18 protein-coding genes are annotated in these 22,915 nt (G+C 67.1%); 10 read left to right on the forward strand and 8 right to left on the reverse strand.

What is annotated here, in order from left to right:
- The first annotated feature begins 36 nt into the window (after positions 1–36).
- On the forward strand, positions 37–1,368 hold the full coding sequence (locus tag GEM_RS28830) for an MFS transporter (RefSeq protein WP_014900976.1): 1,332 nt from the start codon (positions 37–39) through the stop codon (positions 1,366–1,368).
- Between the two features lie 207 nt (positions 1,369–1,575).
- Here GEM_RS28830 and GEM_RS28835 read toward each other — a convergent pair whose 3' ends face one another.
- On the reverse strand, positions 1,576–2,364 hold the full coding sequence (locus GEM_RS28835; protein WP_014900977.1) for an IclR family transcriptional regulator: 789 nt from the start codon (positions 2,362–2,364) through the stop codon (positions 1,576–1,578).
- Between the two features lie 227 nt (positions 2,365–2,591).
- Between GEM_RS28835 and pcaF the strand changes: the two genes are divergently transcribed.
- Positions 2,592–3,794 (forward strand): 3-oxoadipyl-CoA thiolase, encoded by a 1,203-nt coding sequence (pcaF, locus tag GEM_RS28840; protein ID WP_014900978.1) that lies wholly within the window; start codon positions 2,592–2,594, stop codon positions 3,792–3,794.
- Between the two features lie 97 nt (positions 3,795–3,891).
- On the opposite strand, the gene GEM_RS28845 is transcribed toward pcaF, so the two are convergent.
- Entirely contained in the window at positions 3,892–4,371 is a 480-nt protein-coding gene (locus tag GEM_RS28845) for a DUF523 domain-containing protein (protein WP_420358937.1), read from the reverse strand.
- A gap of 708 nt (positions 4,372–5,079) precedes the next feature.
- Between GEM_RS28845 and GEM_RS28850 the strand changes: the two genes are divergently transcribed.
- The gene (locus GEM_RS28850; RefSeq protein WP_014900980.1) at positions 5,080–6,624 is read left to right on the forward strand and encodes a PAS domain-containing methyl-accepting chemotaxis protein; all 1,545 of its coding nucleotides are present in this window, start codon (positions 5,080–5,082) and stop codon (positions 6,622–6,624) included.
- 389 nt (positions 6,625–7,013) lie between these two features.
- A complete protein-coding gene (locus GEM_RS28855; protein WP_014900981.1) occupies positions 7,014–8,558 on the forward strand; it encodes a PAS domain-containing methyl-accepting chemotaxis protein in 1,545 nt (514 codons plus the stop codon).
- A gap of 75 nt (positions 8,559–8,633) precedes the next feature.
- Here the strand turns inward: GEM_RS28855 and GEM_RS28860 are convergent, their stop codons facing one another.
- From GEM_RS28860 to GEM_RS28870, 3 genes are all read right to left on the reverse strand, one after another.
- Complete coding sequence (locus GEM_RS28860; protein WP_272148422.1) at positions 8,634–9,803, reverse strand: hypothetical protein; 1,170 nt, start codon at positions 9,801–9,803, stop codon at positions 8,634–8,636.
- Between the two features lie 144 nt (positions 9,804–9,947).
- A complete protein-coding gene (gene gabD / locus GEM_RS28865) occupies positions 9,948–11,417 on the reverse strand; it encodes an NADP-dependent succinate-semialdehyde dehydrogenase (protein WP_014900983.1) in 1,470 nt (489 codons plus the stop codon).
- 76 nt (positions 11,418–11,493) lie between these two features.
- The gene (locus GEM_RS28870) at positions 11,494–12,783 is read right to left on the reverse strand and encodes a 4-aminobutyrate--2-oxoglutarate transaminase (RefSeq protein ID WP_187293264.1); all 1,290 of its coding nucleotides are present in this window, start codon (positions 12,781–12,783) and stop codon (positions 11,494–11,496) included.
- 120 nt (positions 12,784–12,903) lie between these two features.
- Between GEM_RS28870 and GEM_RS28875 the strand changes: the two genes are divergently transcribed.
- Positions 12,904–14,412, forward strand: coding sequence for a PLP-dependent aminotransferase family protein (locus GEM_RS28875; RefSeq protein WP_014900985.1), 1,509 nt, complete (start codon positions 12,904–12,906; stop codon positions 14,410–14,412).
- 260 nt (positions 14,413–14,672) lie between these two features.
- Here GEM_RS28875 and GEM_RS28880 read toward each other — a convergent pair whose 3' ends face one another.
- The gene (locus GEM_RS28880) at positions 14,673–15,509 is read right to left on the reverse strand and encodes a DMT family transporter (protein WP_014900986.1); all 837 of its coding nucleotides are present in this window, start codon (positions 15,507–15,509) and stop codon (positions 14,673–14,675) included.
- 115 nt (positions 15,510–15,624) lie between these two features.
- On the opposite strand from GEM_RS28880, the gene selD reads away from it, so the two are divergent.
- The 3 genes from selD (at position 15,625) to GEM_RS28895 (ending at position 18,688) form a co-directional block, all read left to right on the forward strand.
- Positions 15,625–16,689 (forward strand): selenide, water dikinase SelD, encoded by a 1,065-nt coding sequence (selD, locus tag GEM_RS28885; RefSeq protein ID WP_014900987.1) that lies wholly within the window; start codon positions 15,625–15,627, stop codon positions 16,687–16,689.
- A gap of 72 nt (positions 16,690–16,761) precedes the next feature.
- Positions 16,762–17,352, forward strand: a complete 591-nt coding sequence (locus tag GEM_RS28890; RefSeq protein ID WP_014900988.1) for a LysE family translocator — start codon at positions 16,762–16,764, stop codon at positions 17,350–17,352.
- Positions 17,353–17,608: 256 nt separating this feature from the next.
- Positions 17,609–18,688: a purine-nucleoside phosphorylase gene (locus tag GEM_RS28895; protein ID WP_014900989.1), complete on the forward strand. Its 1,080-nt coding sequence runs from the start codon at positions 17,609–17,611 to the stop codon at positions 18,686–18,688.
- 220 nt (positions 18,689–18,908) lie between these two features.
- Here the strand turns inward: GEM_RS28895 and GEM_RS28900 are convergent, their stop codons facing one another.
- Together GEM_RS28900 and ceoR are read right to left on the reverse strand one after the other, a co-directional pair.
- Entirely contained in the window at positions 18,909–19,205 is a 297-nt protein-coding gene (locus GEM_RS28900) for a DUF4148 domain-containing protein (RefSeq protein WP_014900990.1), read from the reverse strand.
- Positions 19,206–19,622: 417 nt separating this feature from the next.
- Entirely contained in the window at positions 19,623–20,627 is a 1,005-nt protein-coding gene (ceoR, locus tag GEM_RS28905; protein ID WP_014900991.1) for a putative multidrug efflux transcriptional regulator CeoR, read from the reverse strand.
- A gap of 173 nt (positions 20,628–20,800) precedes the next feature.
- Between ceoR and GEM_RS28910 the strand changes: the two genes are divergently transcribed.
- Together GEM_RS28910 and ceoA are read left to right on the forward strand one after the other, a co-directional pair.
- Complete coding sequence (locus GEM_RS28910; RefSeq protein WP_014900992.1) at positions 20,801–21,661, forward strand: alpha/beta hydrolase; 861 nt, start codon at positions 20,801–20,803, stop codon at positions 21,659–21,661.
- 31 nt (positions 21,662–21,692) lie between these two features.
- Positions 21,693–22,910 carry a multidrug efflux RND transporter periplasmic adaptor subunit CeoA gene (gene ceoA, locus GEM_RS28915; RefSeq protein WP_014900993.1) on the forward strand — a complete coding sequence of 406 codons (1,218 nt, stop codon included), beginning with the start codon at positions 21,693–21,695 and terminating at the stop codon, positions 22,908–22,910.
- Positions 22,911–22,915: the final 5 nt, after the last annotated feature.

Below are 22,915 nucleotides of genomic sequence, written 5' to 3' on the forward strand. Positions count from 1 at the left end.
CGGCGCTTCCGGCCGCATTGAGAGGAGACACGAACCATGCAGAAAGACCATCTCGCGCTGCACCCCGCGTCGACGGGGGCCGCCGAAATCGCGACGGGCGGCGCACCGGCCGTCACCCGGCGCGGCGCGATCGCTGCGGCCGTGATCGGCAACTGGCTGGAGTTCTTCGACTTCACCGTGTACGGCTTCTTCGCGGTGCTGATCGGCAAGCTGTTCTTCCCGTCGAGCGACCCGACCACGTCGCTGCTGCTGTCGGTCGCGACGTTCGCCGCCGGCTTCTTCACGCGGCCGCTCGGCAGCGTCGTGCTCGGCGTCTACGCGGATCGCAAGGGCCGCAAGGCCGCGCTGAACCTGACCATCATGCTGATGGCGCTCGGCACCGGCCTGATCGCGATCGCGCCGACCTACGCGCAGGTCGGCGTGGCCGCGCCGCTGCTGGTGGTGTGCGCGCGGCTGATGCAGGGCTTCTCGCAGGGCGGCGAGTTCGGCGCGGCAACCTCCACGCTGATCGAGCAGGGCGGCACGTCGCGCCGCGCGTTCCGCGCGAGCTGGCAGCTCGCGACGCAGGGCGGCGCCGCGCTGATGGGCTCGGGCTTCGCGGCGCTGCTGTCGAACACGCTGACCCGGGACGCGCTCGAGGGCTGGGGCTGGCGCCTGCCGTTCCTGGTGGGCGTGCTGATCGCGCCGGTCGGCATGGTTCTGCGCCGCCGGCTCGCGGACGATGCGCCCGGCGACAGCCATCACGGGGTCGAACGCGGCGTGCTGCGTGAGCTGTTCTCGCAGCACGCGCGCACGGTGCTGCTGCTGATGCTGACGGTGATGGGCGGCACGGTGTCAACCTACATCCTGACCTTCTATATGCCGACCTATGCGATCCATACGCTCGGCCTGCCGATGAAGCTGTCGATGTTCGTCGGCGTCGCGTCGGGCTGCGTGATGCTGGTGACCTGCCCGCTGTTCGGCTGGCTGTCGGACCGCCTCGGCAGCCGGCGCATGCCGATCTTCGTCGGGCGCGGCGTGCTCGTCCTGCTGCTGTTCCCGGCGTTCTGGCTGATGAACCATCATCCGACGCTGTCGGTGATCCTGCCGCTGACCGCGCTGATGCTGCTGTTCTATTCGCTCGGGTCGGCATCGGAAATGGCGCTGATGTGCGAATCGCTGCCGCGCCACGTGCGCGCGACGGGCATCTCGATCGCGTATGCGCTCGCGGTGACGATCTTCGGCGGCACCGCGCAGCTGATCGCGACCTGGCTGGTGCAGACGACCGGCAGCAAGCTCGCACCGGCCGGCTACGTGGCCGCGTGCGTGGTGCTGTCGCTGATCGCGGTCGCGATGCTGCGGGAAACGGCGCGGGAGACGATGGACTGATGCGCAGTGCCGCTGTCCGAGCGGCACCGTGCAATTTCGTCTTCGTCAAATTGACCGGGCTTCGCGGCGTGACTAAATTGGGTAATGCGGAGTTCGCTCCGCGCCCTGTGAGACGGGGCTGCAGTAGAGTCAGAGAGTTGAGCGGGCGGCTGTGTGCCGCCCGTCTTTTTATCCGCGCATGGCCGATCCGGCAATCGGGCCGGGCGCTCACCCGCGCCGCGCGACCAGCTCCGACACCGTCTGCGCGGCCTGCTGCAGCGGGCCGAGAAACTCCTTCACCATCTGCTTCGCGGTGTGCCGCTGTGCGTTGCCGCTGATGTTCATCGCGGCGATCACCTGCCCGCGCCGGTTGCGGATCGGCGCGGAGATCGACATCAATCCCACTTCGAGTTCCTGGTCGACCACCGCCCAGCCCTGCTGGCGCACCTGCGCGATCGTCGCCTTCAGCTCGCCGAGGTCGGTGATCGTGCGCGGCGTGTGCGCGCGGATGCCGCTTTGCGCGAGCGTTTCGTCGAGCGCTGCGTCGTCGAGCGCGGACAGCAGCACGCGGCCCATCGACGTGCAGTACGCGGGCAGGCGGCTGCCGATCGACAGGTTGATCGTCATGATCTTGTGGGTCGGCATGCGCAGCACGTAGACGATCTCGGTGCGATCGAGCACGGCGGCCGAGCAGCTTTCGTGGATCTGCGCGGACAGCTGTTCCATCACCGGTTCGGCGAGATTCCAGAACGGCATCGAGGTGAGGTACGCGAAGCCGAGCTCGAGGATCTTCGGCGTGAGCCGGAACAGCCGGCCGTCGGCCTCGACATAGCCGAGCGTCTGCAGCGTGAGCAGGATCCGGCGCGCGCCCGCGCGCGTGAGCCCGGTGGCCGATGCGACCTCGGTGAGCGTCTGCTCCGGGCGCTGCGCGTCGAACGCGCGGATCACCGCAAGGCCGCGCGCGAACGACTGCACATAGGAGTCGCCGGGTTTCGTCTGGATGTCTTCGGTTGTCATGAACGGTCGGATTGTCGTGCAGCCGAGAAGATAGCGCATGGGGCCTGACACGCCAACCGCACCGCGGACCGGGCGCTTGACAGGTCGTCCCCGCACTCCCTATGATGCGTTGAACGTTCGATACACGATCTTATGTTCGTATATAGAACATTTAAGCGCATCCCGGCGGGCAATGCAAGGGGCGCGTTTCATTCACTTCCCAGCCTTGCATGAGACCGGAGACACTGATGACTGAAGCTTTTCTGTGTGATGCGATTCGTACCCCGATCGGCCGTTACGGCGGTGCGCTGTCCGGCGTGCGTGCCGACGACCTCGGCGCGGTGCCGCTCAAGGCGCTCGTCGAGCGCAACCGCGACGTCGACTGGACGGCGATCGACGACGTGATCTACGGCTGCGCGAACCAGGCCGGCGAGGACAACCGCAACGTCGCGCGCATGTCCGCGCTGCTGGCGGGCCTGCCGGAGGGGGTGCCGGGTTCGACGATCAACCGGCTGTGCGGTTCCGGGATGGACGCGGTCGGCGTGGCCGCGCGTGCGATCAAGTCGGGCGAGGCCGCGTTGATGGTCGCGGGCGGCGTCGAGAGCATGACGCGCGCGCCGTTCGTGATGGGCAAGGCCGCCAGCGCGTTCGCGCGCCAGGCCGACATCCACGATACGACGATCGGCTGGCGTTTCGTCAATCCGCTGATGAAACAGCTGCATGGCGTCGATTCGATGCCGGAGACGGCCGAGAACGTCGCGGTCGATTACAACATCAGCCGCGCCGATCAGGACCTGTTCGCGCTGCGCAGCCAGCAGAAGGCCGCGCGTGCGCAGCAGGACGGCACGCTCGCCGAGGAAATCGTGTCGGTCACGATTCCGCAGAAGAAAGGCGATCCGGTCGTCTTTTCGCGTGACGAGCATCCGCGCGAAACGTCGCTCGAGACGCTCGCGAAGCTGAAGGGCGTCGTGCGTCCGGACGGCTCGGTGACGGCCGGCAACGCGTCGGGCGTCAACGATGGTGCCGCCGCGCTGCTGCTCGCGAACGAGGAAACCGCGAAGCGCTTCGGCCTGACGCCGCGTGCGCGTGTGCTCGGCATCGCGACGGCCGGCGTCGCGCCGCGCGTGATGGGCATCGGCCCCGCGCCGGCCACGCAGAAGCTGCTCGCGCGGCTCGGGATGACGATCGACCAGTTCGACGTGATCGAGCTGAACGAAGCGTTCGCGTCGCAGGGTCTCGCGGTGCTGCGCATGCTCGGCGTCGCCGACGACGATCCTCGCGTGAACCCGAACGGCGGCGCGATCGCGCTCGGCCACCCGCTCGGCGCGTCGGGCGCACGTCTCGTGACGACCGCGATGTACCAGCTGCATCGCACCAACGGCCGCTTCGCGCTGTGCACGATGTGCATCGGCGTCGGCCAGGGTATCGCGATCGCGATCGAACGCGTGTAATTGCGTCATGCGGCGAAGCGGCCGGGTTTGACCCGCTTCGCCGAGTTTCCTTTTCAAACGAAGTGGCCGGCACGAGATCGTCGTGCCGGCCACTTCGTCATTCAGCCTGAGCGTGCTGCGCGAGGCGTGCCGCGAGCGCGTCGATCTCGGTGTCCGCGAACACCTCGACGCCATGCTGGCGCAGCAACGCCGCGGTCACACCGGCGCCGGCATGCCGCCGGCCCGCAAAACTCCCGTCGTAAATGAAACTGCTTCCGCAGGACGGACTTCCGTCCGCCAGGATCGCGAAGCGGCAGTCGTGCGCGCGTGCCAGTGCGAGCGCGGTGTGCGCGCCGTCGACGAACGGCGCGGTGACGTCGGTGCCGTGCACGTCGACGATGCGCGCGGCACCTGCCAGCACGCGTTGCCCCGATTCGCCGTTCGCGATTTCGGCGGGCGGTCGCGGCACGCTCAATCCCCCTGCCAGTTCCGGACACACGGACACCAGACGCCCTTCGCGCTGCCATCGTGCGAGCGTTGCATGCGCGGCGGTCTTCGCCGAGCCGTTGTAACGGACGGGGTGACCGAGCACGCACATGCTGACGAGGATCTTCGGCGTGGCCGGCTGCCGCGGCGCGTTTTGCAATGTCGTTCTCCGTGATGGCGGCCTTGATCGAGCGGAAATTCTACGCGCGGCTCGCGTTCACGCGCGTCAGTTCGTCGGTCCTTCCAGATGAATGTCGTCCGGCTCGAGCGCATCCAGCGCCGGGTCGGGCGACGCGCTGACGGTGAAACCGAGCCGCAGGTAGAAGTCGATCGTGTGCTGCAACGGCGCCGCGTATCTCACGCATTTCAGGAAGGCGGCATCGCGTTGCCATCACGGCACCGGGCCGCCTGACGGTGTTTTTCGCCGTGATGCACGACCACTACCGTATTTCGGCGCAATCGATTCAATTCATGCCGGGACTTTTTCATCGAATTCGAATGCCGGTTGAATGGCGTCGACCAGGCTGAATCGTTTCGCCGCGCGCAACGACTGCCTGCATTGGTGCGCGGTCCGGCGTTATCCCATAAAGCATCGAGCCGTATCCGCACAGCGCCGGATGCGATTATCGCGGGATTATTTGATCGAAATCATCCTGGCGGCCGAATTCGATATTTCACGCGGTTCCGGATTAAGGTTTTCCCGGGATGTGCCGACAGTAAGGACGACACCGTCGTAAAGCGATAAACCGTTTTTCGGCTACTGAGCGTGATTTTCGCGCCGCGCGGATCCCGCATCCGGATCCGCCTTTCGGAGCCCTGCATGCGCAACAACCAGCCTGTCACCCAACAAGAATTCGAATTTCCCGACGACGTCACGCTGATGTCGACCACCGATGCCGACAGCATCATCACGTACGCGAACACGACGTTCGCGTATGTGAGCGGCTTCTCGAACGACGAACTCGTCGGCCAGCCGCACAACGCCGTCCGGCACCCGGACATGCCGAAGGAGGCGTTCGCCGACATGTGGGCGACGCTGAAGAACGGCGAGCCGTGGACCGCGGTGGTGAAGAACCGCCGCAAGAACGGCGATCACTACTGGGTGCGCGCGAACGCCGTGCCGGTGATGCGTAACGGCGCGCCGCACGGCTACCTGTCGGTGCGCACCAAGGCGCCGCGCGACGAGATCGCGGCCGCCGACGCGCTGTACCGCGCATTCCGCGAAGGCAAGGCGGGCCAGCGCCGTTTCCACAAGGGATTGATCATCCGGACCGGGCTGCTGCGCATCGCGTCGCTGCCGCAGACGATGTCGGTGCGCGCGCGCGTTCATTCGGCGCTGTGCGTGCTGGCGCCGGCTGTCGTCGGCGCGGGCTGGGCATGCGGGCTGGCCGGCAGCGGGCTTGCGGCGTTTGCCGCGGTGACGGCCGGCGTGTCGGTCGCCGCCGGACTGTGGCTCGATGCGCAGATCGTGCGTCCGCTGAAGCGGCTGCACGACCAGGCGCTGAACGTCGCCACCGGCGAGAGCCGCCGCGGCGTGCGGATGAACCGGGTCGACGAGATCGGCATGACGCTGCGCACGATCAACCAGCTCGGGCTGATGTTCCGCTGGCTCGTCGACGACGTCAGCGAGCAGGTGCACAACGTGCAGCGCGCGAGCAACGAGATCGCGCAGGGCAACAACGATTTGAGCGCGCGCACCGAACAGGCCGCGTCGAGCGTGCAGCAGACGGCCGCATCGATGGCCGAGATGACGGCCACCGTCGACAGCAATGCGGAGACGGCGCTGCAGGCGAACCAGTTGTCGGTTTCGGCGAGCGAAGCGGCCGAGCGCGGCGGGCAGGCGGTGAGCGAAGTCGTGACGACGATGCGCGACATCACCGACAGCTCGCGCAAGATCGCCGACATCATCGGCGTGATCGACGGGATCGCGTTCCAGACCAACATCCTCGCGTTGAACGCGGCGGTCGAGGCGGCGCGTGCGGGCGAGCAGGGGCGCGGCTTCGCGGTGGTCGCGGGCGAGGTGCGGGCGCTCGCGCAGCGCAGCGCGAACGCGGCGAAGGAGATCAAGACGCTGATCGGCGCGAGCGTCGAGCGGGTCGAGTCGGGCGCGCGGCGCGTGGACGAGGCGGGCAGGACGATGGAGGACATCGTCACGCAGGTGAAGCGCGTGTCGGACCTGATCGCGGAGATCAGCTCGTCGACGGCCGAGCAGAGCACCGGGGTCTCGCAGGTCGATCAGGCAGTCGTGCATCTGGACAACATCACGCAGCAGAACGCGGCGCTGGTCGAACAGAGCGCGGCGGCATCGGAAAGCCTGAAGCAGCAGGCGACGCGGCTCGTGGATGCCGTGAACGTGTTTCGTTAATCGCCACGGGCGCGCTTGCGCGTCCCGTCGTGGCGCGGCGGCAAATCTCCGGTTTCCGAATGGATTCGAATGCGATAAACGAGAGAGATTCGCATTCGCGATTTTCGATTTATGCGTGAGTCCGGTCGGAAACGGTGTTGTCAATGATCAGACGATTGACGTCCGGGTCTTTGATCAAACTGGATTTTTGATTCACATATAAACAAAGTGTTCGGCTGAAGCAAGATGATGCGAAATAGATGCATATTTACCCGTGGCCGGCATAATGTTTTCGCCAAATTTGCCGAAAGCGCAGGAGTCTGATCAAACGCAAGCGGGCCGACTGCGATGCGTACGGTCTCGATCCATCCACAAGCGGACGCAAGATCCGCAACCCGGAACTCCACACCATGCGCAACAACCAGCCTGTCACGCAACGCGAATTCGATTTTCCCGACGACGCGACGCTGATGTCGACTACAGACGCGAACAGCTACATCCAGTACGCGAACGCCGCGTTCATCCAGGTCAGCGGATTTTCCCCCGAGGAGATCGAAGGTCAGCCGCACAACGTCGTGCGGCACCCGGACATGCCGAAGGAGGCGTTCGCCGACATGTGGGCGACGCTGAAGAACGGCGAACCGTGGACCGCGCTGGTGAAGAACCGCCGCAAGAACGGCGACCACTATTGGGTGCGTTCGAATACGGTGCCGGTGATGCGCAACGGGCAGCCGACGGGCTACATGTCGGTGCGCACCAAGGCATCGCGCGACGAGATCGCGGCCGCCGATGCGCTGTACCGAGCGTTTCGTGAAGGCAAGGCCGGCAATCGCCGCTTCCACAAGGGGTTGATCGTCCGTACCGGGCTGATGCGCATTGCGTCGCTGTTCCAGACGATGTCGGTGCGCGCACGGCTGCATTCAACGCTGTGCGTACTGGCGCCGGCCGTCGTCGGCGCGGGCTGGGCATGCGGGCTGGCCGGCGGCGGGCTCGCGGCGTTTGCCGCCGCGACGGCCGGCGTATCGATTGCCGCCGGCCTGTGGCTCGACGCGCAGATCGCGCGTCCGCTCATGCAGTTGCGCGACCAGGCGTTGCGCGTCGCGACCGGCGAGAGCCGCAGCGGCGTGGCGATGAATCGCGTCGACGAGATCGGCATGACGCTGCGCACGATCAACCAGCTCGGGCTGATGTTCCGCTGGCTCGTCGACGACGTCAGCGAACAGGTGCTCAACGTGCAGCGCGCGAGCAACGAGATCGCGCAGGGCAACAACGATCTGAGCGCACGCACCGAACAGGCTTCGACCAGCGTGCAGCAGACGGCCGCGTCGATGGCCGAGATGACGGCCACCGTGTCGAGCAATGCGGAGACGGCGCTGCAGGCGAACCAGTTGTCGGTTTCGGCAAGCGAGGCGGCCGAGCGCGGCGGGCAGGCGGTGAGCGAAGTCGTGACGACGATGAGCGACATCACCGACAGCTCGCGCAAGATCGCCGACATCATCGGCGTGATCGACGGGATCGCGTTCCAGACCAACATCCTCGCGTTGAACGCGGCGGTCGAAGCCGCGCGCGCGGGCGACCAGGGGCGCGGTTTCGCGGTGGTCGCGGGCGAGGTGCGGGCGCTCGCGCAGCGCAGCGCGAACGCGGCGAAGGAAATCAAGACGCTGATCGGCGCGAGCGTCGACCGGGTCGAATCGGGTGCCCGGATCGTCGACGGCGCGGGCAAGACGATGGAGGACATCGTCACGCAGGTGAAGCGCGTGTCGGACCTGATCGCGGAGATCAGCTCGTCGACGGCCGAACAGAGCACGGGGGTTGCGCAGGTCGATCAGGCGGTCGTGCATCTGGACAACATCACGCAGCAGAACGCGGCGCTGGTCGAGCAGAGCACGGCGGCATCGGAAAGCCTGAAGCAGCAGGCGACGCGGCTCGTGGATGCGGTGAACGTGTTTCGTTGAAGGCGGGGCAGGGAGGTGACGCGGGCACGGCGGAGAGGGGCGCCGGCCCGGGCGTCACCGCTATCCGGAAGAAGATCAGATCAGCGCCGGTTGCAGCGGCGCACGGTGCTCGCGAACCTTGACGATCCGGTATTCGTTGCGGAGCCCTTCAGCGCTGATGATCTGCGTCTGACGCAGATCGACGACCAGCACGTCGCCCTTTCCGAAGCGCTCGCCGGCATCGACCTTCGCGATGAACTGTTCGTCGTCGAGCGAGGCATAGAACGCGGACGTGCCGTCGTGCACGCGCCATTTGTTGCCGTCCTTGAACACGACGGACTCGAGCGTCAGCATCTTGCGCGCGATGGTGTCGGTGACCACCTCACCGGGATCGTCGCTGCTCGCGAACGTACCGAGTTCGTCGCGCTCGATCGAGAGTTCGACGATGTCGTCGCGCACGATGCCGAAGCTGTCGATGCCGTCGCGCTCGAGCGGCGACAGCACTTTCTGCAGGCTGACGCGAACGGCGCGGTTCCGATACAGCCGGACGATCGGTTCATCGACGACGAAGCATTCCTGCTCCGACGTCCATATCTTGACATTCGTTCCATCCCGCTCGGTGCGATGCGGCTGGCGCCCGCGCAGCGTGCGGATGAGGCCAATCAGGCCGCCGCCTCCGACAATCCCCAGTGCGGCGAGGATGGCCAGTGCGTTGCTGAACGCACTGGCGTTCGGCCCCGCGAACAGGTCGCGGATCTGGCTCGCGAGCGACTGGACGAAGATCAGTTCGGCGTGGAACGAGCCAGCCTTGAAGCTGCCCCTGACCTCGAGACGAACCTCCGAGTGCTCGCCATTGAGTTCCTTGTTGGCGGACGCGAACAGATCGGCGATCGCGAGCAGTACCGGCGCGAGGTCACGCACGTCCATCCGGTGCTCGCCGAGCGCGGGACCGTCGTAGACGACGTTGAACGGCTGGTGATTGCTCGGGCCGCCGGACTTTTCCGCCGGCGGGCCCGTGCGATGATCGGTTGTTCTGACGATCATGTGCGAGCTCCCTGCGTGCGAATCGCGATGCCGGGGCGGGTACATGGCAGCGGTGCGGGGATGCTGCGCGCGGATGTTACGCAGGTCAGGCGGACGGGAGAAGTGTTCATGCGCGGGCAAACCGGATCGAGGTGGAATGCTCAATCTAGCGGCTGGCAGCGGAACGAGAAATGAGACTTGAACGAAATTGCCGAACGGCATGATGTTCGGCCGATGCAGCATCGAAGTCGCGCATGCAGCGCATGGCGAGATCGCGCGCGGCAAGGTGACGCGGGCACGGCGGAGAGGGGCGCCGGCCCGCGTCGCGACCGCCCGGCTCCGGCCGGGCGGTCGGGGCCTGTCACGAACGCGACAGGCCCCGAACCGTCAGACGGCCAGGCAGAGGTACTTGATCACGACGTAGTCGTCGATGCCGTAGTGCGAGCCTTCGCGGCCGAGGCCCGACTGCTTGACGCCGCCGAACGGCGCGACTTCGTTCGAGATCAGGCCCGTGTTGATGCCGACCATCCCGTATTCGAGCGCTTCGGCGACCTTCCACACGCGGCCGATGTCGCGGCTGTAGAAATACGCGGCGAGACCGAACTCGGTGTCGTTCGCGAGGCGGATCACCTCGTCGTCGCTGCTGAACTTGAACAGCGGCGCGAGCGGCCCGAACGTCTCTTCCTTCGCGACCTTCATCGCCGGCGTGACGCCCGTCAGCACGGTCGGCTCGAAGAAGCCGTGGCCGAGCGCGTGGCGCTTGCCGCCCGTCACGACGGTTGCGCCCTTCGCGAGCGCGTCCTCGATGTGCGCCTCGACCTTCAGCACGGCCGCTTCGTTGATCAGCGGACCCTGCGTGACGCCCGGCTCCGTGCCGCGACCGACCTTCAACTGGCCGACCGCCGCCGCGAGTTTCTGCGCGAACTGGTCGTACACGGCTTCATGCACGTAGAAGCGGTTCGTGCACACGCACGTCTGGCCGCTGTTGCGGTACTTCGACGCGATCGCGCCCTGCACGGCCGCATCGAGGTCGGCATCGTCGAATACGATGAACGGCGCGTTGCCGCCGAGCTCCAGCGACACCTTCTTGACCGTCGCCGCGCATTGCGCCATCAGCAGACGGCCGATCGGCGTCGAGCCGGTGAACGACAGCTTGCGTACGATCGGGTTCGACGTCAGCTCGCCGCCGATCGCCTTCGGGTCGCCCGTGACGACGCTGAACACGCCGGCCGGTACGCCCGCGCGCTCGGCCAGCACGGCCATCGCGAGTGCGGAGAACGGCGTCGCTTCAGCCGGCTTCACGACGATCGGGCAGCCTGCGGCGAGTGCCGGGCCGACCTTGCGGGTGATCATGGCCGCCGGGAAGTTCCACGGCGTGATCGCCGCGCACACGCCGATCGCTTCCTTCGTCACGACGATGCGCTTGTCGCTCGCCGGCGTCGGGATCGTGTCGCCGTACACGCGCTTGCCTTCTTCCGCGAACCACTCGAGGAACGATGCCGCATAGCCGATCTCGCCCTTCGCCTCGGCCAGCGACTTGCCTTGCTCGGTGGTCAGGATCAGCGCCAGGTCGTCGGCGTTTTCCATCATCAGGTCGTGCCACTTGCGCAGGATGACCGCGCGTTCTTTCGCGGTCTTCTTGCGCCACGCCGGCCATGCGGCGTTCGCGGCGTCGATCGCGTGACGCGTCTCGGCGGTGCCCATCGCCGGCACCGTGCCGAGCAGGCCGCCGGTTGCCGGGTTGCGGACGTCGAACGTCTCGCCGTTCGTTGCGCCTTGCCATTCGCCGTTGACGTATGCCTGCTGGCGGAACAGCGACGGATCTTTCAGTGCCAGGGTTTCCTGAACCGTGCTCATATAAGTAGCCTGCTTTGAAGAGGAAACGGCCGCTGCCATCGTCACGACGGCAGCGGCGCATTCAGTTGACTGGACCTCAGGCCGGCACGCCGACCGTTTCCTTCAGCACTTCCTCGAGGATCACGAGCGCTTCGTCGAACACGGCCTGCGTGATCGTCAGCGGGAACAGGAAGCGCACGACGTTCGAGTAGACGCCGCAGACGAGCAGCAGCAGGCCGCGCTCGAGTGCGCGCGTCTGCACGCGCTTCGTGAATTCCGCGTCCGGCTCGCCCGAACCCGGTTTCAGGAACTCGACCGCGATCATCGCGCCCGGGCCGCGCACGTCGGCGATCTGCGGCACGTCGGCCTGCAGCGAATTCAGCTTCGCCTTCAGCACGTCGCCGAGTTGCGTCGCGCGCTCGCACAGCTTCTCTTCGTCGATGATCTCGAGCACCGCGTGCGCCGACGCGACGGCCAGCGGGTTGCCCGCGTAGGTGCCGCCGAGGCCGCCCGGCGCTGCCGCGTCCATCAGGTCCGCACGGCCGACGACGCCCGACAGCGGCATGCCGCCCGCGAGGCTCTTCGCCATCGTGATCAGGTCGGCCAGCACGTCGTAGTGCTGCATCGCGAACAGCTTGCCGGTACGCGCGAAGCCCGTCTGGACTTCGTCGGCGATCAGCAGGATGCCGTGTTCGTTACAGATCTTGCGCAGCGCGCGCACGAATTCCGCCGGCGCCGCATAGAAGCCGCCTTCGCCCTGGACCGGTTCGAAGATGATCGCGGCGACGCGCTTCGGATCGATGTCGGCCTTGAACAGCATCTCGATCGCCTTGATCGAGTCGGCCGTCGTCACGCCGTGCAGCGCGTTCGGGTACGGCGCGTGGAACACGTCGCCCGGGAACGGGCCGAAGTTCAGCTTGTACGGCGCGACCTTGCCGGTCAGCGCCATGCCCATCATCGTGCGGCCGTGGAAGCCGCCCGAGAACGCGATGACGCCCGGACGGCCGGTCGCGGCGCGGGCGATCTTGATCGCGTTTTCGACGGCTTCGGCGCCGGTCGTGAAGAACGCGGTCTTCTTCTGGAAGTCGCCCGGCGCGCGGGCGTTGATCTTCTCGGCCAGCTCGACGTACGACGCGTACGGGACGATCTGGTAAGCGGTGTGCGTGAAGCTGTTCAGTTGGTCCGAGATCGCCTTGACGATCTTCGGGTGGCGGTGGCCCGTGTTCAGCACCGCGATGCCGGCGGCGAAATCGATGAAGCGGCGGCCTTCGACATCCCACAGTTCCGCGTTCTCGGCGCGGGCTGCGTAGAAATCGCACATCACGCCGACGCCGCGCGGGGTGGCGGCGTTCTTGCGGGCCTGCAGGTCGGCATTCTTCACGGTCATCTCCTTGATGTTCTGTCCGGTGAGGTAAAAATCGGCCGCGTTGGCAGCCCATGGAGGCGACTATAATCACATTTGGCTCTGACAATCAGAGCCATTTCAATAAATAATCAGGAGCCAATCATGCGCGCAAGCGTGTTGTCGGACTGGTTGGCGCAGCGCCTCATGCGCGGCGGCGAGCAGCCGATCTACCGGCAGTTGCACCGGCTGCTGCAGCAGGCGATCCTGTCGCGCGAACTGCCGGCCGGCACGCGCGTGCCATCGTCGCGGCTGCTCGCGGCCGAACTCGGGATCGCGCGCAACACGGTCACGCAGGTTTACGAACAGCTTGCGCTCGAAGGCTATGTGAACTCGGCGACGGGCCGCGGCACGTTCGTCGCCGACAGCGCGCCGGACGAGATCGTCGGCGCGCCGCTCGACCCGGCCGCCGGCCCGGCGCTGGTGCAATCGTCCGCGCGGCGGCTGTCCGCGCGCGGCACCCGGCTCGTCGAAGGCGCGGGTGTGTCGAAGCGCCAGGGCGGCGCGTTCATGCCGGGCGTGCCCGATGTGTCGCGATTTCCCGCGCGCGTGTGGACGCGCCTGCACAACAAGTACTGGCGGCGCCTGCGCCCGGACCTGCTGACCTACGCGCCGGGCGGCGGGCTCGCGCTCTTGCGCGAGGCGCTGGCCGATTACCTGCGCACGTCGCGTTCGGTGCGCTGCACGCCCGAGCAGATCGTGATCACGACCGGGATCCACCAGTCGATCGACCTCGCGGTGCGGCTCCTGACCGATCCGGGCGACGCGATCTGGACCGAGGATCCGTGCTACTGGGGCGTGCGCAGCGTGCTCAACGTGTCAGGGCTCACCACGCGGCCGATTCCGGTCGACGACGAAGGGATCGCGCCGTCCGCCGCCGATCTCGCCGAGCCGCCGAAGCTGATGCTCGTCACGCCGTCGCACCAGTATCCGCTCGGGATGGTGATGAGCCTCGCGCGGCGCCGGATGCTGCTCGAATACGCGCGCCAGCACGGCTGCTGGATCATCGAGGACGATTACGACAGCGAGTTCCGCTACGGCAGCCGGCCGCTCGCGTCGTTGCAGGGGCTCGATACGGCCGGGCAGGTGATCTACGTCGGCAGTTTCGGCAAGACGCTGTTCCCGGGGCTGCGGGTCGGGTATCTCGTCGCGCCGGAGCCGCTCGCGGAAAGCTTCGCGACCGCGAGCGCCGAGCTATATCGCGAAGGCCAGTTGCTGCAGCAGGCCGTGCTCGCCGAATTCATCGCGGAAGGGCACTTCGTGTCGCATATCCGCAAGATGCGCACGCTGTACGGACAACGCCGCGAGGTGCTGCTCGATGCGGTCGCGCGCCGCTACGGCGACACGCTGCACGCGCTCGGCAGCGATGCGGGGCTGCATCTCGTCACGCAGTTGCCGGACGGTGTCGACGATCGCGCGGTCGCGCAGGCCGCGCTCGAACGCAACATCGTCGTGCGGCCGCTGTCCGGCTACTACGCGGAGCGCACGCGCGCGGCGTCGGGCCTGCTGCTCGGCTATGCGTGCGTGCCGGAGGACGAGATCGCGGCGGCGTTCGCGACGCTGGCCGAGGCGATCGACGAGCGGGCGTTCAACAGGATGATTGCGGTGGCTTGATGTGTGGGCGGCAATATCGCCTCGTTGCGATTCCGTCAAAGACCGATGTTGATTTCTCTCCGCCGTGCGGAGAGAATTTCCGCGCTCTACTGGCCGGCCTGCCCCTGCGTCATCGAACAGAAATCGCCAACGGCTTGACGCCGCTTTCCGGTAGGACAAGAGCGTGCGGACAGTATTGCAAAAAGTGGCGGTACGGAGGTGGGCCTCCGCGTCGAACCTGTTGTGAACGCCAGTGCTGACTGTGGGCGCGGGTGCGGACGTTACAACCGGATCAACGCCGCCCCCGCGACCACCAGCGCGCACGCGGCGAGCCGCTGCGCACCGGGTCGCTCGCGCATCACGAACCAGCCGATCGCGACCGCGAAGATCGAGCTTGTCTCGCGCAGCGCCGACACGGTTGCGACCGGCAGGTGCCGGTACGCGAGGATCACGATCGCGTAGGCCGCGAGCGAGATCGTGCCCGCGATCGCGCCCTGCCGCAGCGCCGTGCGCGAGCCGAGCACCGCGCGCGGGCCGCCGCGCACCGCGCAGACCAGCACGAGCTGCGGCACGCTCCACAGCAGGTACACCCACGCGATGTAGCCGAGCGCGCTGCCCGACACGCGCGAGCCGATTCCGTCGCAGATCGAATACGACGCGATGAACACGCCGGTGAGCAGCGCATACGGCACGCCGTCCGCGGAGAACCGGAACCCGCGCCGCAGCGCGAGCGACATGATGCCGAACGACACGAGCGCAATGCCGGCAAAGCCGAATGGTGTCGGTTGCTCGTGCAGCACCGCGAACGCGAGCACCGACACGAGCAGCGGCGACATCCCGCGCGCGATCGGGTAGATCTGCCCGAACTCGCCGCTGCGGTACGCGCGCACGAGCGTGAAGCAATACGCAACCTCGAGCACTGCCGACGCCGCGACATACGGCCAGGCGGCGGGTGCCGGCGCGGGCAGCAGCACGACGCCGGCGATCCCGAACGCGAGATACGGCAGCGACATTGTGCCGAGCTGGACGAGCCGGTCCTCGCTCACATGCAGGAACGCGTTCCAGACCGCGTGCAGCAGCGCGGAGCACAGCACGAGGCCGATGAAGAGGTGATCCATCACAGAAGGTGCGGGCGAAGGCGACGGAGGGCGGGCGCGATCAATTATGTGGGTATCCGGCGCGCTCGCGCGGAATTGTCGATAATAGAACGTTGTTATTCACCGGATGCCGACGATGACCGAAGCCACCCTCACCCCGCCCGCCGTTCCGCGCCTCACGAGCCTGTCGCACGGGGGCGGCTGCGGCTGCAAGATCGCGCCGGGCGTGCTGTCCGAGCTGCTGAAGCGCGCGACGCCGCCGGCGCTGTTCCCTGATCTGCTGGTCGGCACCGAGACCTCCGACGACGCGGCCGTCTACCGGCTGAACGACGAGCAGGCGATCGTCGCGACCACCGACTTCTTCATGCCGATCGTCGACGATCCGTTCGACTTCGGCCGCATCGCGGCGACCAACGCGCTGTCGGACGTTTACGCGATGGGCGGCAAGCCGATTCTCGCGCTCGCGCTGGTGGGGATGCCGATCAACGTGCTGCCGCACGAGACGATCGCGGCCGTGCTGCGCGGCGGCGAATCGGTGTGCGCGGAGGCCGGCATTCCGGTCGCGGGCGGCCATTCGATCGATTCGGTCGAGCCGATCTACGGGCTCGCGGCGATCGGCGTCGTGCATCCGTCGCGCGTGAAGCGCAATGCGGCCGCGCGCGCGGGCGACGTGCTGGTGCTCGGCAAGCCGCTCGGCGTCGGCGTGCTGTCGGCCGCGCTGAAGAAGAACCAGCTCGACGACGCGGGCTACGCGCAGATGGTCGCGACGACCACCAAGCTGAACCGGCCGGGCGCCGAGCTCGCCGCGCTGCCGGGCGTGCATGCACTGACCGACGTTACGGGCTTCGGGCTGCTCGGCCACACGCTCGAGCTCGCACGCGGCGCGAACCTCACCGCACGCGTGCACTACGCGTCGCTGCCGTGGCTGGCGGGCGTCGAGGCGTTCGTCGCCGACGGCGTGTTCACCGGCGCATCGGGTCGCAACTGGGCCGCGTACGGCACCGACGTGCGGCTCGCCGACGGGCTGCCGCTGGTCGCGCAGGCGCTGCTGACCGATCCGCAGACGTCCGGCGGCCTGCTGGTCGCGTGCGCGCCGGAGGCGGTCGACGACGTGCTCGCGTGCTTCCGTGCCGACGGTTTCGACCGCGCGGCGGTGATCGGCGAGATGGCGGACGGGCCCGCGCGCGTCGACGTCGCCTGACACAGCGTTGCTCACGCCGGATGGCTGGCGGTCGCTGGAATCGATGCCTTCGCTCGAAGGCATCGGCGACCGATGAACGATTTCCTGTTCGGGCTGATGATCGCGCTGTCGGTCGGGCCCGTCGCGCTGATGATCGCGAACTACGGGATGCGCGCCGGCACCGCCAGCGGCGTGCGCGCGGCGGCGGGCGTGGCGTCGGCCGACGGCTGTTACGCGGTCGTCGCGTTCACGATCGGCGCGATGCTCGCGAGCACGCTCGCGTCGCACCTGTCGCTGTTCCGCTTCAGCGGCGCGCTGGTGTTGCTCGCCATGGGCACACGCATGCTATGGCAGGCGCTGAAGGACCGGCGCCGCACGCTGGACGGCGCTGCGCCGCCGCCCGGCACGCGCCCGTTCACGTCGATGTTCTTCGTCACGCTGGCGAATCCGCTGACCATCCTGCTGTTCTATGGCTATGCGACTGCTGCGGCCGGTGCGCATCGGCACTGGTTGTTCGGCGCCGCGTGCGTGTTTGCCGGCAGTCTCACCGGGCAGCTCGTGTTCGCGTTCGGCGGCAGCGCGATCGGCCGCATCGTGAAGTCGCCGCGATGGCTCGCCGCGAGCCATGTGGTCGCCGCGCTGGTCGTGCTCGGTTATGGCGTCGCCGGGATCGTGCGCGGGTAGCGAATCGGTTGCCGTCGAGCGTCGACGTTCGTGAGCGGCGGCGACATTTATCGTCGCGCGTCAATCTGCCAACCAGATAGCATTCCTGATGTTTTTCCGTGTCGAATGGCGTGCGAAACACGTGCCGCGCATTGCATGGCGGCACGCCGCCGGCCGTTTCGTAGTCGGGTTCCGCATCGCGCACGCGCGTTCTATACTCCCTCGCGCAGTCTCCGAGAGCCGTTCTCACCCAACATTACTGAAACAAGGGACGCCGATGCTGACTCGCTCCATTCTTTCCGCCGCTGCATTCTCGCTTGCGGCCTGCGCGACCGCGCCGTCGATCGCGCAGAACAACCAGGGCAACGACGCGGGCAACGATGCATTCGCCGAGACCGGTGCACCGGGCCGCCCGGTCAAGGTCATGATCATCACGATGTTCGGTCCGGAGGGCCAGGCATGGCTCGACCGGCTCGGCCCGTGGCGCGACATCACCGTGCCCGGCCTGTCACCCGACTACCCGGCCGTTCACTGCAACAAGCAGGACGTATGCGTGGTAACCACCGGCATGGGCTATGCGAACGCCTCCGCGACGATCATGGCGCTGACGTTCTCGCAGCGCTTCGACCTGCGTCGCACGTACTTCCTGGTGTCCGGCATCGCAGGCGTCGACCCCGCGCAAGGTACGGTCGGTTCCGCCGCGTGGTCGAAATACCTGGTCGATTTCAGCCTGCAGTGGGAGCTCGATGCACGCGAGATCCCGGCCGGCTGGAACACCGGCTTTCTCGGCATCAATACGAAGAGCCCGAACGACAAGCCGCCGCTCGACTACCGCACCGAAGTGTTCCAGCTCAACCCGCAGTTGACCGACGCCGCGTATGCGCTGTCGCGCAACGTCGCGCTCGCCGACAGCGCGCAGGCCCAGGCCGCACGCGCGAAGTTCACGTATGCGCCGGCGAACCGTCCGCCGACCGTGATCCAGTGCGACACGTCATCGGGCAACACGTGGTTCTCGGGCACGCTGATCGGCGAGCGCGCACGCCAGTGGACGAAGATCCTGACCGACGGCAAGGGCACCTACTGCATGACCGCGCAGGAGGACAACGCGACCTACGAAGCGCTCAAGCGCGCGGCGAGCGTGAAGCGGGTCGACCTGTCGCGCGTCGCGGTGTTGCGCACCGGGTCCGATTTCGACCGGCCGTATGCGGGGCAGGCGAGCGCCGACAACCTGCTGAACTACGCGGACCAGGGCGGCTTCGCGCCGGCAACCGAGAACCTGTATCGCGCGGGCAACCCGCTCGTGCAGGACATCGTCACGCACTGGGGCGAGTGGCGCGACGGCGTGCCGCGCCGTTGACGGCCGGAGCCGGCTTCCGCGACCCGCCGACGCGAAGGTCAATGCGCTCGCGGCGTGGCCCGGAACGGTGTCCACACCGGCGTGGTGTCGTCCCAATGATCGAGCGGCGAAGGAAGTTGATCGTTCATCACATGCTCCTGCAACTAACTGACTAATCGAGTGTTCGACAGCGGTATCACGACGCCGCGCACCGGATCATCCGCTGCGCGGCGTTGCACGTTTACCGGCCCCCGCCTGCGAGCTGGTTGCTTTCCGGCATCGAGCGATACGGGCCTTGAGCGAGTTCGAGCCCTTGCGGATACGAATTCGCCTTGCGCAGCCAGGCCAGCGTGCCGTCGCGGCGTGCCTGCTCGACTTCTGCGCTGACTTCGGCGCGGGTGCGCGGGCCGTTGTTGTGCTGCGTGTACCACGACGTGTTGCCGTAGTCGCCGGCATGCGGGGTGTTCGTATCGGCGAAGGCCGGTGCGGACACGGCGAGTGCGAGAGCGACGGCGGAGAGAAGGTGGCGGCGGTTCATGACGTAACTCCTGTGTTGGTCGGAGTTGGCGCGTGAGCGCTTGCTCCGGTCCCGTCAAACGGGTCTGTTCGATGCGCTATGAGGTGCGCGACAGGGTTTACTCTAGGTATCTGTTCGGGCGCGATAAATGCGGCAGACGCGAATTGATTTGTCGTGATAGAGGAACAATCGCGATCCGCAGCGTCGGCAGGGTTATATCGAAATCGCCCGCAGCCGCCTGCAGCGGGGCTCGCGGCGATATGGCGCGGTTCGCGCGACGGCGTGCGCAGACGATTGCCGCGCGCGGTGCAAAGGTGTCATGCGGATTCGGGAAAGACGCTGTTTGCGGCGGGGACGGTGCCAGGCAGGTGACACCGGAGCGGCGCGAAGGCGGGACGGCGCGCGGGGCCGGAGGCCCGCGCGCCGCGGTTCAGACGATTACGCGACCCACTCGTTGATGACCGGCGTGTCGAGCGCCGGCGCGCGCTCGGCTTCCTCGAACGTGCGCTTGCTGCACGTCGCGTCGAGGCTGCCCTTGCCGCTCAGCAGCGGGCAGCGGTCGAACACCTCGGCGATCCAGTCGACGAATACGCGTACCTTCGGCGACAGGTGCCGGCTGTGCGGATACACGACCGAGATCGGCATCGGCAGCGGCTTGATGCCCGGCAGCACTTCCTTGAGCCGGCCTTCGCGCAGGTGCGGCAGCACCATGAAGAGCGGCGGCTGAATCAGCCCGAAGCCTTCGACGCCGCAGGTCACGTACGCATCCGCGTCGTTCACCGACACGATGCTGTTCATCTTGACCTCGACTTCCTTGCCTTCGCTCAGGAAGGTCCAGTCGATCGTGCGGCCCGTGCGGCTCGAGAAATAGTTGACGGCCTTATGGTCGTTCAGGTCCTCGATCGTCTTCGGCTCGCCGTGATGTTCGAGATACGACGGCGCGGCCACCGTCACGCCTTCGAACAGGCCGACGCGACGTGCGACGAGCGACGAATCCTGCAGCGCGCCGACGCGGATCACGCAGTCGACGCCTTCCTGCAGCAGGTCCACCGGCCGGTCGGACAGGCCGAGCTGCAGGTCGATGTCCGGATAGCGCGAGTGGAATTCGCACAGCGACGGAATCACGAGCAGCCGCCCGATCGAACCCGGCATGTCGATACGCAACTTTCCGTGCGGCTTCCGGTTGTTGTTCTGGAAGCTTGCTTCGGTTTCCTCGACATCGGCGAGGATCCGCACGCAGCGTTCGTAGTACGCAGCGCCGTCCGGCGTCAGCGACAGCCGGCGGGTGGTCCGGTGCATCAGGCGCACGCCGAGGAAGGCTTCGAGATTCTGGATGATCGTCGTGACGGACGCCCGCGGCAGGCTGAGCGTTTCTGCTGCCTTGGTGAAGCTGCTTGTATCGACGACGCGAGTAAACACCTGCATGGCCTGAAGCCGGTCCATCACAACCTCCGCAATCTAATGAGCCCCCGGAACAAAGAGGCTGCGTCGCTTTGTAGGCGACGCAGCCTGGGATTGTTCGGGGGCGTTGAATTGTGTTGCCGGATTATAGGCATTTATCCCAATGTCTGCCGGACCCAGAATTCGTTCCATCTCGAAATGGATGCTGCATCGTCATGGACGCTTCTGAATTCAGCAAATTCCTGAAAGCCGCATTGCCCGCCGAAGCCAGAGCCGGCGCGGCGCTGACGGTCGCGGAGGTGGAAATCCCCGGCTACGCGCAGGACATCGCGCTGCGCCTGTATCGGCGCGCGGACAAGACCGGATTGCCGGTAGTGCTTTATTTCCACGGCGGCGGTTTCGTGCGCGGCACGCTCGACGACGCCGATTTCGCCGCGCGCTTTTTAGCAGAACGCTTACCAGCTCTCGTAGTGTCGGTCGATTATTCGCTCGCGCCGGCCTTTCCTTTTCCGGCCGCGCCGGAGGATGCGTATCGCGCGGCCGTGTGGGCCGCGACACGCGCCCGCGCGTTCGGCGGCAATCCGAAGAAGATCGGCGTCGCGGGGCACGACGCGGGCGGCCAGCTCGCGAACTGTCTCGCATTCATCGCGCGCGATCGCGGCGAAGTGTCGATCGCCGCGCAGGCGCTGTTCGGGCCGATGCTCGACCCGAGCATGACACGCATCGGCGACGCCGAACGCCTTTCATCCGATATCACCGCGCGCGAATGCGCGGCCTGTTATCGCGCCTATTTGCCGGAGGCGGCGCAGCGCATGCACCCATACGCGGCCCCGCTCGAATCGGTGCGCCTCGCGGGGCTGCCGCCGACGCTCGTCGTCACCGCGCAGAACGACGTGCTGCACGTCGAAGCGGAGAAATATGCGGGCTGCCTGATTTCGTCGGGCGTGCTCACGCAGGTGATCCGCTACCCGGACGTCACGCACGCGGCGCTCGCGACGCACGAAGCCGCGCTCGAGGAAGCCGTGCGCTTCTTCCAGTGCCGCTTCCAGGCGCGTCAGTCGAACCGTTCCGAATAACCAGACCAATCCACGCTTACCGGAGATCCATATGGCCATCCTACGCACCTCCCGTTCCCGAATCGCGACCGCGGCGATCGCGACGCTCGCCGTCGTCGGCCTCGGCACGTTCGGCGCGATGCGCGTGAACGCGAACGCGCCCGAGAAAGCGGCGGCACCGCTGCCCGAAGTCGACGTCGCGACCGTCGTGCCGCAGACCGTCACCGACTGGCAAGGCTATTCGGGCCGCCTCGAAGCGGTCGAGAAAGTCGACGTGCGCCCGCAGGTGTCGGGCACGATCGTCGCGGTGAATTTCAAGGACGGCGCGCTCGTGAAGAAGGGCGACGTGCTGTTCGTGATCGATCCGCGCCCGTACCAGGCGGACGCCGACCGCGCGGCCGCGCAGCTCGCGGCCGCGCAGGCACGCAACGGCTACGCGCAGAGCGACTGGCAGCGCGCGCAGCGGCTGATCGGCGACAACGCGATCGCGAAGCGCGACTACGACGAGAAGCAGAACGCCGCGCGCGAAGCGAACGCGAACCTCAAGGCGGCCGACGCCGCGCTGGAAACGGCCCGCATCAACCTCGGCTATACGCGGATCACGGCACCGGTCTCGGGCCGCGTGTCGCGCGCGGAGATCACGGTCGGCAACGTCGTGTCGGCCGGGGCATCCGCCGCGCCGCTGACGACGCTGGTGTCGGTGTCGCCGATCTACGCGTCGTTCGACGCGGACGAGCAGACCTACCTGCAATACATCAACGGCGCACGCGATGGCCGCAAGGTGCCGGTCGAACTCGGCCTCGCGAACGAAACGGGCTACTCGCGCAGCGGCGTGATCGACTCGGTCGACAACCGGCTCGACACGTCGTCCGGCACGATCCGCGTGCGCGCACGCTTCGACAACGCGGACGGCACGCTGGTCCCGGGCCTCTACGCGCGCGTGAAGGTGGGCGGCAGCGCACCGCACCAGGCACTGCTCGTCGACGATGCGGCGATCAACACCGACCAGGACAAGAAGTTCGTGTTCGTGGTCGACCAGCAGGGCCGCGTGTCGTATCGCGAAGTGCAGCAGGGCATGCAGCACGGCAACCGGCGCGTGATCGTGAGCGGCCTCGCCGCCGGCGATCGCGTGATCGTAAACGGCACGCAGCGCGTGCGGCCGGGCGAGCAGGTGAAGCCGCACGTGGTCCCGATGACGGGCGGCGATGCGCCGTCCGCGCCGCTCGCGGATAACGCGAAGCCGGCCGCACCGGCGAAGGCGGAATCGTAAGCGGC

The sequence above is a fragment of the Burkholderia cepacia GG4 genome, assembly GCF_000292915.1.
Lineage (GTDB): Bacteria > Pseudomonadota > Gammaproteobacteria > Burkholderiales > Burkholderiaceae > Burkholderia > Burkholderia cepacia_D.